The following is a 17776-nucleotide window of genomic DNA, read 5'->3' on the forward strand; positions in this document are numbered from 1 at the left end:
ACTATTGCCTGTTATTTTTTTTACGGGAGATGATCAGCCATCCTATCAACATGAATGCTATGGGTACCAGCCAATACCAGTTGGGTCGCTGTTTTGCGGTGATACCTTCCTGAAGGGCCAGAGTATTACCTTCGAAATGGAGTGCTGCCCAGAAATAGGGTAGTTTTTGCAGATCTGTTACATCGAGATTGTCCAGCCAGTTAATTTTAGATTGTTGCAGGGCAATGGCAGCGTTGGGCTGCGTGGTGAGGGCGGTGTAGAAGTTCTGCATCAGGCGTGGCGTGGTGGCATCCTGCACATTCCAGGAGGCGGCTACTACGGCAGGTGTGCCGGCAGCGATAAAGGCATGTGCCATACTGCGGATACCTTCGCCGGTTACCAGGTTGCCATCGCCGGTACCACAGGCACTCAGTACAACCATGGCCGGCCGGTGCTCCAGACCGTTAAGCTCAAACAGGTAAAAAGGCGCATCATACAGGGCGATATGCGGAGCAGGGATATTATGTTGCCGGGTAAAGGCATGGGTACTGATATGTACAACAGCGGAGCGCGACAGAGCCCGCCGGAAATCTGCCACGGTAGCCTGTTCGTTGAGATACCAGGAGCCGTTGTTGATCGCTGGTGCAATCCGTTCTTTCTCTTCTCCTGCGCCTTTAAGGTCGGGCAGCCCATTGGGCTGCTGTACAATGAAGAAGCCACTGAAACCACTGTTGTTGGCCTGGCTGCGGTGTTGTGCCTGCCAGGTACGCAACGAGTAGGCGTAGGCGATAGTGGCTTCCTTCACCAGGAAAGGCCACTTGCTGACAGCGGCGGAATATGCTGCTTTGGTTATCAGTGCCTCTATGGGAAGCATTCCCAATATCCCGTCGGGCATGAGGATACAGGTAGTGTTACGTGGTAGCGGATGTTGACTGAACAGCTGGTGATAGATACGGTAGGCACTGTTATACCAGTCACGGGGTGCGTTGATCATGGCCTGTGGGCCGTTGTCAAAAAAGTGCTGCCGGAAATACAGGAGGCTGTCGTACCACTGTGCTGATATGGCTTGCCGGTCTGTAAAGCGGATGCCATGGGCATCCAGCTCTATAGTATAGAGGGCGCTGGCGCCGGCAAAGTAGCTGCGCACCACCTGTTGAGGAGGCAATAACTTTAACAGGGCCGGCAGTGGCAAGGTATCACTGACAAGTGCAGGCATTTTCTTTTTCAACGTGGCCAGCTCCCAGCTTATCCGTTGTTGCTGTGCTTGTAACAGGCTGTCGGTACCTCCATCCTGCAATGCCTCTTTACGGTAAAACACCAGCGCCTGTTCCAGGCGGCGTATACGTTTGCCGGTACTGTCATTCCGCAGGATGCTCTGTCCCTGCATCTCTTCCCATAGCAGCTGCGATTTGCTGCCTTCCATAAACTCCAGTATATACTGCTGATACGGTTGCGCTTTGGTTTGCTGCCAGTATTGCCAGGCGGCATCAATGGCTGCCTCATAACGGGAACGGCTATCTGAAACGGCCATCTCTTTAGACGCTGCTGACACATATTCGTTCCGAAGCCTGTTTTCCACTGCAAAACACAGGTGGAAGGCCTGCATGGCGGCCTGTGGCTGTTGCAGCTGTACATAGGCGGTGGCACGGGCAAACAGCATGTCCAGTAGGGTGTATTCGCCATACATATCTGCAGCTTGTAACCGGGAAGGTGTTTTTCCTGGCAACAGGATATTGGCGCAGCTGTCCAGCCAGGCCAGGGCGCTAACGGGTTGATGTTGCTGAATATAAAGTTGTCCCAGCCGCAGATATAATTTAGCCTGCTCTCTTTTTCTAACAAGATGTTGTTGCCGGGCATACAGAAGGGCTTTACGGTAATAGGTTTCTGCAGTGACGGGAGTGGAGAGGTAAATATCTCCTGCCTGTTGGTAAGCCATAAACAGCCAGTGTATGGCTTCTTTGTTGGTAGCGGGTTGTTGTTGCAGGATACGGATGCTTTCCTGTATGCTGTGTCTGGCGGCATTATCCTGATGCAGGCGGGAGTGGGCATCGGCTTCTTCTGAGTGTAGCAGCCCATAGAGGGCACTGTTAGGACTGGCGGTTCTAAACCCTTCCTGACAATAGCGGAGTGACTGTTGCAGATTGCCCATACTGGCGCTGGTGTTGGCGAGATTGCTGTATGTGTCTGCCAGTGCGGTTTGATCCTGAAGGCTCGTGGCCAGTGCCAGTGCTTTCTGATGAATAAAAAGCGCCTGCTCATAATCACCGAGGCGGGTGTAATTGTTGCCCAATGGTTTGAGGATATATTCCAGTACCAGGCTTTCATCGGCAATGGCAGGATGTTTCCCGGCCCATTCAAATGCCTGTTGATACGCATCCGTAGAAGATACAATATCGCCGCTCAATAGCAGCATATAACCCTGGTTGATGAGCAGGTCCAGCCATGCCTGTTGCTCTTCGTCAGTTTGTGGTGCACGCCATGCGTTGGCTGGTGCCTGTTGCAACAGGGCTGCTTTACGGGAGGGGGATGCCTGCCATTGCAGTTGCGTATATATCCAGGGTGCCAGCTGGTTGCTGTTGCGATACTGGCGCAGCAAAATAGACAGGCTGTCGGGAGGTGCCGCCTGAAAAGCGGAGCATAAGAGAGGGACTGCCAGCAGCAGCAACCATCTTCTCAACAGGGGGGTATATATGCCTACTTCAGCCATCAGGGACTGAAGTTATGATTTATTACAGTTTATAGGTTGCATATACGAATAAACGATTGGGCGTATCTCCACTGAGTTGCCGAAGATGACGCAAACCCAGTGCAGGATCGGTTTTAGCAGTGGTTAGTACTGTTTTTTACTTTTGTTACCCCTGGTTGAAAAAAATACTTTTGGAATGATGTACTTTAGGAGTACTATACTTGTCAACCAAATGCAAATCCATCTCTGATGACTACTCACCCCGATCAGCGGTATCTTGATGGTCTGCTCAGCAACGACACCCGGCTGGTACGGGAGATCTATGAGCGTTTTGCCAGAAAAATCAGGCGATTTATTACACAGCACCAGGGTTCGGAAGAAGATGCGGCCGATATTTTCCAGGAGGCTATTATGGACTTGTACTATCAGGTCCGGCATAAGGAGCTGCGGCTAACCTATCCTTTTGAACCATTTTTCCTGTTGATCTGTAAACGGAAGTGGCTCAATGAGCTGAAAAAAAGAGGCCGTCAGCCGGTAACAAAAAAGCTCGACGATTTATATGATGTAGGAGAAGATGTTTTTGCGGCGGCAGAAAAGGTGGTGCAAGAGGAAGCACAGGCCGGAATGTTCCTGGAACAGTTTGCCAGGTTAGGGGAAAAATGCCGGGAAATACTAGGGCGTTACCTGACCGGAGAAGCACAGGAACAGATCGCACTGGCCATGGGCGTCACTTACGGTTATTTGCGAAAAAAGAAATCCGAATGTATGGCAACATTGTTATCATATGTACAGAAACAACAAACCAGGCTGTAATGCTGAACCCGCCTTCGCACTCAGTCGCATCGGTCTTCACTCATCAGGAAAATCAGTAAAAATCACACTAATCACAGTTACATGGGGGCTTATAGTAACGAAGATGTTATCCGTTTTGTAGAAGATGATATGCTGCCGGAAGAACGGCGGCGTTTTGTGGCTGCTATGGCAGAAGATTCAGAGTTATCTGCGGCGGTGTCTACTTATCAGCTGCTGAAGGAAACATTATCGCGGCGGCTGCCGGAAGATGTCCATGCTGCTGAACTGCGCAGGGAGCTGAAACGGCGCCGGCAGGAGTTTTTCAGCCGTCCCGGAAAAGTCATTGCTATCAGGCGGCTGGTGGCGGCAGCAGCGGGAGTAGCGGCTATTGTGATGGTGATACTATTATTGCGGCATACAGGAAAAGCGGATTATATGGGCACCTATGGCCATGTTGATATGCAGGTGTCTGTGGAAAGGGGGAGCAATCAGGATTCCCTGCTGCAGTCGGCTGCGCTGTTTTTTAATGAACAGGCTTATGATAAAGCTATTCCTATCCTCGATCAATACCTGCGGACAGACAGTAGTAGTGCTACTGCCTTGTTTTACCGCGGTATTGCCCGGCTGCGTTCCGGCGCCATCTCCGACGGGCTGAACGATCTGGACCAGGTATTCCGGGGCGCATCGCTCTTTAAATACGATGCTGCTTTTTATACGGCATTGTATTATGCGCAGCAGCAGGACAAAAAAGATGCCCTGGCATGGCTGCGCAAAATACCTGCAGACGCAGCTATAGCGGGTAAGGCGGCTGCGCTCGAAAAAGATCTGAAAAACTAGTATTTATCGTCATTGATTTCAATCCAGTAACCATCGGGGTCCCGGAAATAAATCTGTTGTACGCCATCTACCCTTTTATTGATGGTATTGGGTCTGCCGGGCCAGTCTTCATAAGTAATATGATTTTTCTCCAGTACGGCGATAAACGCTTTCATGGAAGGCACGCTGAAGCAGAGGTGGGTATCTTTGGGATGCACTGTTGCTGTGGCGGCTCCTGAAATAATATGTAGCTGGCTGTGTTCACCTACTCTAAACCAGCTGTGGCGCCCGTCTTTAAAAGGTTCGTCCATCACTTCCAGTCCTATTACATCCCGGTAGAAGGTGGTACTTTGTTCCAGGTTGACTACATAGATCGCGATGTGATTAAGCGACGGATATTTTTTTGTCTGTGCTTGAATGCTCGTGGAAACTCCCATGATGGCAAAGAAAAGAAGAAGAATCGTGTTTTTCATTCAAACAAGATAGAAAAAAATACCGGCGGATAAAAGCACAAAGACCCGGGCAAAGTTTGGATACTGCCCGGGTCTTTGTGTGTATGAAGAAGTAGATATTAGTTGCTTTTGAAGGCTACTGACTGGATGATGACATCCAGTTTTTTTAATACAGGGAGGTCGGAGCGCAGGGTTTTGTCGCCGGTCACCTGGTCGTATTGTTTTGGATCGCCGGTATTGTTGGCTTTGAGCAGGATGGTCACGCCTTTGCCTTGCAGGGCACCACCTTGCCAGTCACTTACCAGGCCACCGTTAGTCCATTCAAAACCATTGATTTTAAAGGGCCGGCCGTTTACTTTGGCCAGTTTGTCCAGTGGGTCGCCGGCTTTGATGCCATAGGGCGATTTCCATTTGGAGGGGAAGTGGGAGAAAGTGAGGACGTTGCCGTTGTCGCCGTCAAACTGAATCTCCAGTTCATCGTCACTGTCGGGATAGATCACATAGGCTTCTCCTTCTTTGCTGCCGGCGAGGTCAGATGCATCCCGTTTGCTAATATTATCCTTGCCGTACATTTCAACCAGCTGTTCGGGGGTGCGAATCTGGAACAGTGGTCTTACTTCCCAGCTGCGTGTATCCGTTACAGTAGGGGCTACAGCTACAGCAGGAGTGCTGGTATTGCCTTCTGTAGCAGTTGTGGCGGTACCGGCAGCGGCTGTCTCTGAGGCTGCTGCTGAAGTGCTGCTGGCCACAGGAGCTGCGGAAACAGCTACTGGTGGCGTTTTACCGGTCACAGGACCGGTATAGGTCTTCAGAAAATCGCTTTTATCCTCTAACAGGGCTTTGGTATCGTTCTTATACTTGTTGGCCGTATAGGTGGCTAGTGGAAAAACGTTGTTGCTCTGCACATTCATACTGCGCAGATTGCTGATAAACCGCTGCCGGTTACAGTCGCTGTACTGGTACAGATATTTCAGGGCTGCGTCCAGGGCGGCAGGATCGTTTTTCAGGCTAAACATGGTGGAGTCGATATCCAGCCCTCCGGCACCGCTACGGGTCAGCTGCTCGGCGATATACCCCGAGATGGAATCATTTTTTAGCTGGTAATGATGTGCCACCCTCGTGGAGAAATCATCTGCAAGGGCCTCTGAAAGCTTCGTCTGCGCGCTTAAAGCCAACGGTAGGATCAGGGCAATCAATACAAAAAACCTTTTCATGTGCGCGGTATTGAATGATAGTAATAGTGAAAATGGTGACTACTTTGAGAATCACTAAATTATGTAATATTTGCCATTACCATTGAAAATACTGTGGTAACAGCCGGAATATCTAAAACGTACAGATACTAAAATATAGTATTTTTAAATCCATCCGGGCACAGTGGCCCGCTTTTTATTAACTGTTATCAGAATCATCCTTAGAATGCGAAATGTCCTGTTCCTGTTTTTTGTTTCCCTGCTGCTGTCCTGTACCAGTAAAAAAACAAAGTATACTGTAGCTGATGTGCCAGACCCCAAAAAAAATGGCGGCGGATATATCAGTAACCCTGATCATCTTCTCTCCAGCCAGATGACAAACGATCTCAATAGTCAGCTGGCGGGGCTGGATGCGGGCGGAAAAGCACAGGTGGCCATGGTGCTGCTACACTCTATCGGGGATAATGAACCACGGGATTTTGCACATAAACTGTTCAACTACTGGAAAATAGGAAATGCCGGCACCAACAGTGGTCTGCTGGTATTGCTGGTGGAAGATGCCCACAAACTTGTATTTGAAACAGGCTTTGGCCTGGAAGGGGAGATGACCGATGCGCTCTGTTTCCGTATTCAGCAGGACTATATGATCCCCTATATCAAAAAAGGTGATTACGATCAGGCTTTCCAGGAAGGACTCAAATCCATCTCCTCCCTGTTGTACAAGGGTAACTACGCTTATACTGAAACATATGAGGTGCCGGCATCACCGGAAGATAGTTCGCTGATGGCTGTTTCAGACAGCAAACCGGTAACCATATCAGGTGAAGCAGATACATCGGAACCGGTGGAAATGGTACAGTCGCTGGCGGCCATACCGGAGGCGACGGAGGTCTCATCCGGTGATTATCATGAGCTGCCCGAACCCACCGGCTGGATGGTTTTTGGGTTCTTCCTCTGGCTGTTAATATCCGCAGCGATGATGTTAGTGTTTTTTGGGAAAAAGCCACCACAGAAGAAAGGCGAGCCCATGCCCATAGCCATGAACGAGCTGCCGAATGCCTTTCTCCGGCCCCGCTGGCTGGGATTGTTACTGATCCATATCACGGCGTTTTTGGTGCTCGGATCTCTGTATTATAAAAGGCACTGGTCCCTGAACTTCGGGCAGATCATGCTGATATATTATGCGGTTTGGACCGTGTTTTTACACCTGTCGGTATTGTTGATGGAGCTGAGGGCTTCCGTGGTTTTGCGTGGAAAAGACCGGCATGGCTGCTGGCAGGATTGGGCCCGTGCGATGGATAAACTGCGGATAGCCCGTTATATTTTCCCATTGCCTTTTTTCTGGCTGTATATGTACTGGCGCAAACGCCGGTTAGATCAGATGCGTAATGATCCGTACGAGTGCCCGCACTGCCGTACCGCTTTACATAAGTTGAGTGAAACAGATGAAGACCCTTATCTGGATAAGGCCCAGGTCATAGAAGAAAACCTTTCTTCTGTGGATTATGATGTATGGAAATGTGATACCTGCGATTACCGGCTGGTGCTCGACTATACCAGTGTGAGAACAAAAATGGCCGAGTGTCCTACCTGTATGCATAAAACGCTGGAATGTACCCATGTGATCACTAAAAAACGGGCTACAACCAGGGCGGCAGGATGGGGTGTCAAAACCTATGCCTGTGCTGCTTGTAGTTATGTACACGATTATACTTTTGAGATACCGCGTATCCGTGAGTCTTCCTCATCTTCTTCCTCTTCATCATCATCTTCTTCGTCTTCCAGTTGGGGCGGCGGTTCTTCCGGTGGCGGTGGGGCCAGCAGCAGCTGGTAGAATAGCCGGTATGGCATACAAAAAGGCTGTCTCTTTTGGGAGACAGCCTTTTTGTTATGTCCTTCATGAATAATGTTCCTGAATTACTGGCCAGCATCCATTTTTCCTACAAGCTGGTATCCTGTGCCATTGTTGGTGTTAACCTGTTGATAGTACATACCATCGGGTGACAGGAAGTACTGTTGTCCGTTGATCTGTACGGAGCGGCTACCTTGTGGCAGGTCTTTTATAATATTACCGGGAAGCGGAGCCGTACTATTGTTATTGTTGTTATTGCTGTTGTTATCGTTGTTAATGTTACCGTTACCGTTATCATTGTTGCCGTTGGTCTGTGGATCTACAACGGTATTCCCGATTTTACCATCCTTACCTACTACTTTAAAGCGTCGTCCGTTTTCAGTCATGATTTCCTGATAGAAGGTGCCATTCAGTTCGTAGTAGCTGTTACCGTTCACCTGTACTTCAGAAGCACCGTCTGGCAGGTCTGGAACGGCAGCATCCATAGGAGGATCTACTACGCGGTAACCATTGTCGTTGTTGTCAGATTCGTAATAGATACCATTGGAATAGTAAATAGGTCCGAACCCGGCACCGAGTGCAAAGTAACCGTAAGGCAGAGTAGAAACATAAAAGCCTATCGGAGGGAAGAAATAAGGATGGTACCGATAGTATCTGCGGTAACCTGGTCCATACCATCCATGGCTATAATAAACGCCACCATGATATACCGGGCCGCGATAGCCACGATAAAATCCTCTGTTTACAGGAGCAACGGCTCTGGGCGAAGAGAAATTGCTACGGGGAGCTGAAAAATGAGGTGCAGACATCATGTGGCCTCCTCCCATGCCACCCATGTGTCCACCTCCACCGTGTCTTTGGGCAAAGGCGCCGGTTGCTGTAGTTGTGCATAACAGCCCAATCAACACAAACAGCATATAAAATCTGTTTTTCATCGTCTTACGGGTTATAATTGTTAGACTGGATCGGTGTTCAATAGTTTAAGGATGAAGCAGTATTTATGCAGAAGGCGTACTCAATGCATCTGAGAACTGTTGTGACAATTCGATGATTTTATCGGATTTGGCAATACCTACTATCCAGTGCGGCGGAATGTTGGCCATTCCGTAATGCAGGCCAGCAACGGCGCCGGCCACTGCACCGACGGTATCCGTATCTCCGCCCAGGTTGACTGCCTTCAGCACACAATCCTGGTAATTATCGGTATTCAGTAAACACCAGAGCGCGCTTTCAAGGGTATATACCACATAACCGGAGCTCAGAATATCATCTTCTTTCAGATTGGTGATATTATCCTGCAGAATGCGGTCAAAAAGTTTTACCTCCGCAGGGCTGAACTGATTGGCTATAATAAAATCATTCACGACTGCCTGTGTAATCTGGTAAGCTTCCTGTAAATCCTTTACTGTTAAAAGATTACGGATAAACTCCACATAAATGAAGCAGGCCATTACAGACCGGAAATGCATATGTGTGATGCCGGAAACTTCTTTAACAAGATGATAACGCTGGCGTATATCATCCTGTTTCGCGAGGTAGAGTGCCAGCGGCATCATACGCATCAGAGAACCGTTGCCGTTTTCAAATTCTTCAAAACCACCGGAAAACAAAGGAGATGTACCTGTGCCAATCCGTTGTAAAGCACGACGGGTGGTATGACCAATATCAAAAACCTGTTCATGTGCGCCCCAGTATCCATCCCGGTACCATTTCAGGAAGGTAATGGCCATCAGGGAGAGATTATATCCATGGGTGAGACTTTCCGCTGTACAAAAAGTCAGTGAGGTATCATCTGAAAATGTTCCCGGAGGCTGATTCCAGCATCCGTAACCGATAAAGTCCAGTATAGGTTTTTCTCTGAGGTAGCTTCTGGTCTTGAATTCAACCGGAACACCCAATGCGTCGCCTATGGCGATACCCAGAAATGCACCTGTTATATGTTGTTGCATAGTATGGGGATTTATACAGTTAATATACACAGAAAAACGTGCCAACAAATGTTTTAGGTTTGTGAAAGCCGCTGGAGCAGTTCAGTTTATTCAGCGGTTTCCGGTATGTTCAGTCTTGTTCATTCATACTACGACCCGGATAACTGTCTGTTTGTACGGTTGGCGTTTTATCTTTGCATTGTAACATTTAATACTGTTACCCACAGTCACCGGGCAAACTTTTCCAGTAACCCGGAAGCATGTACGGAAAAATCACCCGATGTTATCACCCGTTGTTAACCTCATACTGTACTTCTGGCAGCAATAACTGCCCCTGTTGTTTTTAATGTTGATATGCCTTAAATGTCATTGTTTGAAGATGCCCAAAACTAAGACCAATATGCACACTTTTCTGTTTAATACGCATGCCAGGACATGCACTTTCCTTGGTAAATATCATTGCACTATTTTTTCTTTTGTCTGGCTCAATTAGCCGGCAACAGAAAAAATGATGACCAGCCATTACCCCTTACTGATTAATTCGGCAGCAAGTTTTATGGGAATAGGTGGATGAAAAGGGACTGTTTTTTTAGACGGTCCTCTCTAAAGAAATTTTCTGAGTCCAAATGCAGGTAATATAAGATGAATGCTGATGGGGCTGCCTTTCCAGGTAGTCCCCCTTAGGAAACAATCATCCCTGCCTGCTGCGGACTTACACTATAAACGTGTTGGAATGCCATGTATAGAAGGATAGGAAAAGGACCATCTTTCAAGATGGTCCGGTTTTCCGGCCCGCATGGCAGTAGAAAAGAAATAAAGTGCCATATGAACCCTGTGAGCAACGCTTTCCGCTGATTTGTTCGCAGTACGATTGATTCAGCTACAGGGACCGTCTTTTCAGACAGTCCCCTGTCAGACAATTCAGATTGCCCCGGCAATCTTCATCATATATCAAATGTGCTATTCATAAGCGAAACGGTGGATTATGGATGGGATCGCCTTTCCAGGCGGTCCCCTTTAAAGAAGTTTAGTAATTAAGGACGGATTGAGAATGGTAAGATCAATATCATCCAGGCTGCTTTTCCAGGCGGCCTGTTCTTCAGTTATCAGTTAATGATGACGCCATTGGTATGCAGGGGGCGTTTGTTTAAACTGCCCCGCTTTTATACCTTCGTTTATCGTTTGTTTCTCCGGAAATATAAACCCGTTTCTTATGCAATATCATCAGTTAGGCCCATCAGATCTACATATCAGCGAAATAGCCTATGGCTGTATGTCACTGGGTAACAACGATGCAGACAATGCCCGCCTGGTACATCAGGCCATAGCTGGCGGCATCAATTTTTTCGATACCGCCGATCTGTATGACCATGGCCGGAATGAAACTACCCTGGGAAAAGCGCTGCAAGGCAAAAGAAAAGAGGTTATCATCGCCAGCAAGGTAGGCAACCAGTGGAGGGAAGACGGTAGCGGATGGGACTGGAACCCGCGCCGGGAGTATATCCTGACCGCCGTAGAAGAGAGCCTGCGACGACTCAATACAGATTATATTGATCTCTATCAGCTGCACGGCGGCACTATTGAAGACCCTACGGATGAAACCATTTCGGCCTTTGAAACCCTGCAGCAACAGGGCAAAATCCGGTATTATGGGATCTCTTCCATACGGCCCAATGTGATACGTGCCTTTGCAGACCGTTCCCATATCGTGAGTGTGATGATGCAATACAGTCTGCTGGACCGCAGACCGGAAGAGAGCTGTTTTTCACTGCTGGAACAGCAGGGTATCGGTGTGCTGGTAAGAGGCGCAGTAGCCAAAGGTCTGCTTGTTGGCAAAATACCGGAAGCCTATCTGAATTACGATGCGGCAGCGGTGGCGCGGGTGGCGGAAGCCATTCAGCGTATAGCCACCCCCGATAGAGGTCCGGCGGCAACGGCGCTGCGGTATGTGCTGCAGCAATCGCCTGTAACATCCGCCGTGGTAGGGATGCGCACGTCCGGACAGGTGGCGGATGCGCTCAGTGCAGTCACCGCTCCACCATTGACGCCAGCGGAAATACTGCAGCTGCAACAGGTGCTGCCTGTTAATAAATATGACCAGCACCGCTAATGGTTGTGCAGGCAAATCCCGTATAATTGTAAAGCATCAAACGTCCCCATAATATGCGAAAGCTGAAAATCGGCATGCTCCTTTTCCCTGACATGACCATCCTGGATTTCACCGGCCCCTATGATGTGTTTGTGAAAGCCCCCTGTTTTGAAGTAGTACTGCTGGGAGAAACAACAGCACCCTTCAAAGTGGAAGGAGGTTTAATGGTACAACCTACGGTAGCGCTGGCCGATAGCCCGCAGCTGGATATTCTTTTTGTGCCGGGAGGTAAAGGTATTAATCAGCTATTGACCAACCGGACCCTACTGGATTTCCTTCGCCGGCAGGCATTGGGAGCAAAATATATCACCAGCGTTTGCACTGGTGCACTGGTACTGGCAGCAGCAGGACTGCTGCAGGGATACAAGGCCACTACACACTGGCGTTCGCTGGACCTTTTAAGGATGCTGGGCGTGGAAGTAGTGGAAGAGAGGGTAGTGAAAGACCGTAACCGTATTACCGGCGGCGGCGTTACGGCCGGCATCGATTTCGGACTTACGCTCACTGCCATGATAGGAGGGGAGGAACTGGCGCGGATCGTACAGCTACAGCTGGAATATAATCCGGCACCACCTTTCAGGGCCGGCTCTCCACATACCGCCGGCACGCCCGTATTACAGGCTACCCGGGAACTGACCAAACTGATGCTGGAAAAAAGACGGGCCATTATACGGGAATTGCTGGAGAAACAAGGAATGCCCGTAGCTCCGGAACAATGAGCTATGACAGCTGTTTTTACAAAACATACAGGATAAGGCTTTAACAAACAAGGGATTGCTATGTTTTATTATCTTTATCCGTGTACGTTTTGTAAACTTTAACAGATACTGATGACTACTATCCAACACCTGACACGATGGGGCTGCCTGGCCGCTATTCTCTGTTTGTATACTTATTGCGCCCGCTCGCCGTATGCACAAACCAATAAAATCTACAAACAAAAAGCCAAAGGATATGCCCGCACCGTACGGGAGGAGCCCGGCATCCTGCCTGGCGATAATGGTATCAGGCCTGCCTGGTGGGCCGGCACCATCAACTTCAACATGAGAAAGCCGAATATGGTGATCATCCATCATACTGCGCAGAATTCCTGTGAACAAACCCTCAAAACATTTACCCTCGAAAGAACACAGGTGAGTGCCCACTACGTAGTATGCCGCGACGGAACTATTCATCATATGCTGAATGATTACCTCCGTGCCTGGCATGGTGGCCTTTCCAAATGGGGTGGGATCACTGATATCAATTCCAATTCTATCGGTATAGAACTGGACAACAACGGGGCAGAACCTTTTCAACCCGCGCAGATAAGCAGCCTGCTCATACTGCTTGATACGCTGCAGCACCGTTATGGTATCCCGGCTGCCAACTTTATCGGACATGGTGATATTGCGCCCACCAGGAAAAATGATCCCAGCGCTTATTTCCCCTGGAAACAGCTGGCAGACAAAGGCTTTGGCCTCTGGTACAATGATACCTCCAACACCACGCTGCCGGCATCTTTTGATAAATGGCAGGCCCTCCGTATCATCGGCTACGATCTGAAAGATACCACTGCTGCCATGAAAGCCTTCAAACGGCATTTTATGCCGCAGGATACCATCAGCCCTTCGCCGGATGCCGAAAACAAAGTATTGTTTAACGTAATGAAAAAATACCTGTAACGGTTATAGTATAGCCTTCCCCGTTATCTGATGCCCGGCGGCCTGCTACCAGTGAGCAGGCCGCCGGGCTTTTATAAAGTCACCCAATACTTTATTTTGTGATCTGCCTTAAATCGAGTATTTTAATAATGAGTTAAATCGGCCAACATACCAAAATCTGAGACCTGAATTATTACGGACTTGTTATTACCTCTTTTCCATCGTTATTAATTTCTCTTGCCATGAAAAACACCAACAAATTACCTTTACTGTTGCTGGCATCCTTCGTGCTGTTACTGCTCGTTGCCGGTCCTCAGTACGCTTCCGCGAAAATCCATTACCAACCTGTAGCAGACACCAGTTGCCTGGTCAAACATGAAACCTCCTTCGAATTCCCTGATGGCCTGCGAAAAAAAGTACATGATCTTATTGAAGACAAAGTCGCCGGCGGTATCGATGAAAAAGGTATCACCACCTGGGAAAACTCTCCCGATGCGCCGGAATACTACCAGATCGTACTTCGGAAAAACAAAATTACCATCAAATACAAAGGCAACGTCTGCGATGATAAACTCATCGCCGAAAATATTGAAGCCTGCAAATCGGAGCTGCAAAAACTTATCGGTAAGTAACCGTAACTGTGATGAATGCTGATGTTTATGATTCTCCTGATATGCGAAACGCATATTTGTTTTTGCTGAGAATGGTTTTTAAAGGTGCCTGCAACCCAATGCCGGAAGCCCTGTTGCTGTTTGCAGCGGGGCTTCCGTTTTGTCAAAGCGGGTAAAAAATTACATCAGCACATGGTCGGGTCCCGCCGCCATCCTGCTTCATTTCATCTCTCTTCATCTGCCAGTTCTTCGCTCTTATTGTTTCGCTTTTATCTCCGCTCATCAGGAAAATCATAAACATCAGCATTTATCATAGTTCTATTAGTCTATAAATTTTGTAGATTAATAATTGTGAACTATTTTTGCAGTAGATATCTGCGATCATACACCAACTGAAAAGACCAAAACCAAATCGGTAGTAAACGGAAGATCCATAATTATCCGCCAACGACCACAACAAGCTTTAAATCAACATTCAGGAATGAAGTACTTACAAAGGCTTCTATGCCTGCTGCCCGCATTATTGTGGCTGCAGCAAGGTATTGCCCAGGAAATCCGGGTAAGCGGTGTAGTGACCTCCCGCAGCGATGCTCAGCGTATACCCGGCGCTGTTATCAGAGTAAAAGGTTCGGCCCGTGGAACACAGGCGGATGCTGATGGTAAGTACACCATCAGCGCCAACGCCACTGACTCCCTGCAAATCTCTTACATCGGTTTTCAAACAGCCGTGATCTCCATCAACAACAGTCATGTTATCAACATCGCACTGGAAAATACCGACAGCAAACTACAGGAAGTAGTGGTGACGGCACTCGGCATCTCCCGCGAGAAAAAATCAATTGGTTACGCTGTGCAGGAACTGAAATCAAAAGATATCGCTGAAGCCAGGGAAACCAATCTGGTCAACGCTTTGTCCGGAAAAATTGCAGGCGTGCAGGTGACTAACAGCCAGGGTAACCTCGGCTCTTCCCGTATCGTTATCCGCGGTGAAACCTCTATCGCAGGTAACAACCAGCCCCTGTTCATCCTCGACGGTATCCCCGTAGATAACAGCCAGCTGGGCATCGGCACCGGCCGCGATTTCGCTAACGCCATATCTGACGTTAATCCGGATGATATCGCGTCCATCAGCGTACTCAAAGGCCCCAACGCTGCCGCCCTCTATGGTTCCCGCGCCTCCAGCGGTGTGATCCTCATCAAAACAAAAACAGGTAAAGACACCAAAGGTGGACTGGGCGTGACTGTCAACTCCAACGCCACTTTCGAACGTGTACTGATATTACCCGACTTCCAGAACGTGTATGGTCAGGGCGCAGGTGGACAATTTTCCTACAAAGATGGTAAAGGCGGTGGCCTCAATGACGGCACCGACGAAAGCTGGGGCCCTAAAATGGATGGTCGCCTCATCCCGCAGTTTTTTTCCAACGGAGAAGCAGTGCCTTTTGTTCCACATCCCAACAACGTAAAAGACTTCTACGTGACCGGCTATACGTTGAACAACGGCCTGGCTGTAGGCGGCAGTACCGATAAAATCGATTACCGCTTTTCCTATAATAATACCAAACAGGCCGGCATTCTGCCTAATACCGGCATCACCCGCAACACCTTCACTGCCAGCAATACATTCCGTATTGCACCCAAACTCACCCTCAGCACCTATGCCAACTATATCCGCACCAGCGCCGATAACCTCCCCGGTGTAGATGGCAGAAGAGGCAACAGCGTTACCCTCCAGTTCATCTGGTTTGGCCGCCAGGTAGATGTATCCAGACTGAAAGACTATAAAAATCCGGATGGTACCGACTACAACTGGAACCACAGCTACTATAGCAACCCTTACTGGATACAGAACGAAAATACAGTCGGACAGCTGCGCAACCGCTTCTTCGGTAATGCCCGTCTCTCTTACGAAATCAACAACTGGTTAACAGCCAATCTCCGCATCGGTACAGACTATTACCAGGACAGAAGAAAATACAAAGTTGCCTATTATACCAACGGAACACCTTTCGGCTCCTATACCGAAGATGCTTACACCGTAGGTGAAACAAACGGAGAGTTTACCCTCAACGCTAAGAAAAAACTGGGCAGTGACTTCGACCTCGATGTATTGGCAGGTGGAAATATCCGCACCAATCAGTTCGAACAAAACTATCAGCAGGCACCCAAACTGGCCGTGAAAGATGTGTATACGCTCAACAACTCCCGCGATCCGCTCATCTCTACCAGTTATTTCTCCAAACAAAAAGTGTATAGCACCTTCGGTTCTGCACAGCTGGGATATCGCAACTATGCTTTTGTAAACGTAACCGCCCGCAACGACTGGTCTTCTACATTACCAGTAGAAAACAATGCTTACTTCTATCCGTCTGTCAACGGTAGCCTTGTACTCTCTGAAGCACTGCATCTGCAAAGCAAAGTGCTGACACTGCTCAAAATACGCGGTGGATGGGCACAGGTAGGTAAAGACACAGATCCTTATCAGCTGATCAATACCTATCCATTCAACCAGCCTTTCGGACCAAATCCTTTGCTGACGGTGTCCGATAAATTTCTGAAGAAAGACCTCCGACCGGAAATCACCACTTCTACAGAAGCTGGTGTGGAAGCTGCTTTCCTCAATAACCGCATACGGCTGGATCTCACCTATTATCACTCCAACAGCCGCAACCAGATACTGCTGGCCGATGTAAGTCCGACCACCGGTTACCTGAAAAAACTGATGAATGCCGGTGAAATCAGCAATAAAGGTGTGGAAGCAATGCTGGGACTAACGCCAGTGTCTACACGCTCCGGATTCCGTTGGGACCTGAACATCAACTACGCCCGCAACGTGAGTGAAGTAGTGGAACTGGATAAGGAAGGATTTCTCAATAACTATGTGCTGGGAAGTACCGGTAATATGCAGGTGCTGGCCAGCAAAGGTAAACGTTATGGCGCCCTGTATGGTACCGGATTTCAGCGCGATGCGCAAAACCGGATCATCGTTAATGCCGACGGTACACCAGCCATCGATCCCAATAAAAAAATACTGGGTTATTATACACCCAACTGGACCGGCGGTATCTATAACACTTTCAGCTTTAAAGGCTTCAGCCTTGGTTTCCTGATTGATACCAAACAAGGAGGCTCTATCTACTCCGGTACCAACTATACCGGCAACTACACCGGCGTACTGGCTACCACACTGCCCGGCAGGGATGAAGAACATGGTGGTTTGCCCTATTATCGCAGCGGCCAGCAGAATATACAGCTGCCATCACACACTGCTGCAGCTCCCAATGGCGCTGAAGTGCATCACGATGGTATCATCTTCGACGGCTATACGGCAGATGGAAAAAAGAACACCGTGGTACTGGGTGCCGAAGATTATTACAAAGCTGTTTACAACAGCAGCCTGAATGAGAGCAGTGTGTATGATGCTTCCTTTATCAAACTGCGGGAAATAAAACTGGGGTATACTTTGCCTAAATCACTGACAAGCCGGTGGAAGCTGCAGGCTGTAAACATCGCGCTGGTAGCCAGAAACCTGGGATACTTGCAGAAACATGTGCCCAATATCGACCCGGAAACCGCCTTCAATACCGGCAACGGACAGGGGCTGGAAACCCTGCAGATACCGACTACCCGCAGCATTGGCATTAACCTGAATGTTTCATTTTAATTAAGTACCGG

General features: G+C 48.6%; 13 protein-coding genes. 8 read left to right on the forward strand and 5 right to left on the reverse strand.

Going from position 1 to position 17776, the window contains the following annotated elements; all coding sequences use genetic code 11:
* Position 1: 1 nt before the first annotated feature.
* On the reverse strand, positions 2-2686 hold the full coding sequence (locus tag DF182_RS16600; protein ID WP_113616974.1) for a CHAT domain-containing protein: 2685 nt from the start codon (positions 2684-2686) through the stop codon (positions 2-4).
* Between the two features lie 228 nt (positions 2687-2914).
* Between DF182_RS16600 and DF182_RS16605 the strand changes: the two genes are divergently transcribed.
* Both DF182_RS16605 and DF182_RS16610 read left to right on the forward strand, forming a co-directional pair.
* Complete coding sequence (locus tag DF182_RS16605; protein WP_113616975.1) at positions 2915-3478, forward strand: RNA polymerase sigma factor; 564 nt, start codon at positions 2915-2917, stop codon at positions 3476-3478.
* An 81-nt stretch (positions 3479-3559) separates the two neighbouring features.
* Positions 3560-4294, forward strand: coding sequence for a tetratricopeptide repeat protein (locus DF182_RS16610; protein ID WP_113616976.1), 735 nt, complete (start codon positions 3560-3562; stop codon positions 4292-4294).
* Here the strand turns inward: DF182_RS16610 and DF182_RS16615 are convergent.
* Positions 4291-4746: a VOC family protein gene (locus DF182_RS16615; protein ID WP_113616977.1), complete on the reverse strand. Its 456-nt coding sequence runs from the start codon at positions 4744-4746 to the stop codon at positions 4291-4293. The two genes, DF182_RS16610 and DF182_RS16615, sit on opposite strands and share 4 nt — an antisense overlap.
* Positions 4747-4844: 98 nt before the next feature.
* Positions 4845-5939, reverse strand: a complete 1095-nt coding sequence (locus tag DF182_RS16620; protein ID WP_113616978.1) for a hypothetical protein — start codon at positions 5937-5939, stop codon at positions 4845-4847.
* Positions 5940-6144: 205 nt separating this feature from the next.
* Here DF182_RS16620 and DF182_RS32530 point away from each other — a divergent pair, with 205 nt between their 5' ends.
* On the forward strand, positions 6145-7752 hold the full coding sequence (locus DF182_RS32530) for a TPM domain-containing protein (protein WP_113616979.1): 1608 nt from the start codon (positions 6145-6147) through the stop codon (positions 7750-7752).
* Between the two features lie 83 nt (positions 7753-7835).
* On the opposite strand, the gene DF182_RS32120 is transcribed toward DF182_RS32530, so the two are convergent.
* Positions 7836-8705 carry a DUF6515 family protein gene (locus tag DF182_RS32120; RefSeq protein WP_147243454.1) on the reverse strand — a complete coding sequence of 290 codons (870 nt, stop codon included), beginning with the start codon at positions 8703-8705 and terminating at the stop codon, positions 7836-7838.
* A 63-nt stretch (positions 8706-8768) separates the two neighbouring features.
* Positions 8769-9719 (reverse strand): ADP-ribosylglycohydrolase family protein, encoded by a 951-nt coding sequence (locus DF182_RS16635; RefSeq protein WP_113616981.1) that lies wholly within the window; start codon positions 9717-9719, stop codon positions 8769-8771.
* A gap of 1192 nt (positions 9720-10911) precedes the next feature.
* On the opposite strand from DF182_RS16635, the gene DF182_RS16640 reads away from it, so the two are divergent.
* The 5 genes from DF182_RS16640 to DF182_RS16660 all read left to right on the forward strand — a co-directional run bounded on the left by DF182_RS16640 (position 10912) and on the right by DF182_RS16660 (position 17765).
* Positions 10912-11808: an aldo/keto reductase gene (locus tag DF182_RS16640; RefSeq protein WP_113616982.1), complete on the forward strand. Its 897-nt coding sequence runs from the start codon at positions 10912-10914 to the stop codon at positions 11806-11808.
* Between the two features lie 53 nt (positions 11809-11861).
* A complete protein-coding gene (locus DF182_RS16645) occupies positions 11862-12566 on the forward strand; it encodes a DJ-1/PfpI family protein (RefSeq protein WP_113616983.1) in 705 nt (234 codons plus the stop codon).
* Positions 12567-12677: 111 nt separating this feature from the next.
* Positions 12678-13511 carry an N-acetylmuramoyl-L-alanine amidase gene (locus tag DF182_RS16650; RefSeq protein WP_113616984.1) on the forward strand — a complete coding sequence of 278 codons (834 nt, stop codon included), beginning with the start codon at positions 12678-12680 and terminating at the stop codon, positions 13509-13511.
* A 221-nt stretch (positions 13512-13732) separates the two neighbouring features.
* Positions 13733-14122: a hypothetical protein gene (locus tag DF182_RS16655; protein WP_113616985.1), complete on the forward strand. Its 390-nt coding sequence runs from the start codon at positions 13733-13735 to the stop codon at positions 14120-14122.
* Positions 14123-14582: 460 nt separating this feature from the next.
* Complete coding sequence (locus tag DF182_RS16660; protein ID WP_113616986.1) at positions 14583-17765, forward strand: SusC/RagA family TonB-linked outer membrane protein; 3183 nt, start codon at positions 14583-14585, stop codon at positions 17763-17765.
* Positions 17766-17776 lie beyond the last annotated feature (11 nt).

Origin of the sequence: Chitinophaga flava (assembly GCF_003308995.1) — a bacterium.
Lineage (GTDB): Bacteria > Bacteroidota > Bacteroidia > Chitinophagales > Chitinophagaceae > Chitinophaga > Chitinophaga flava.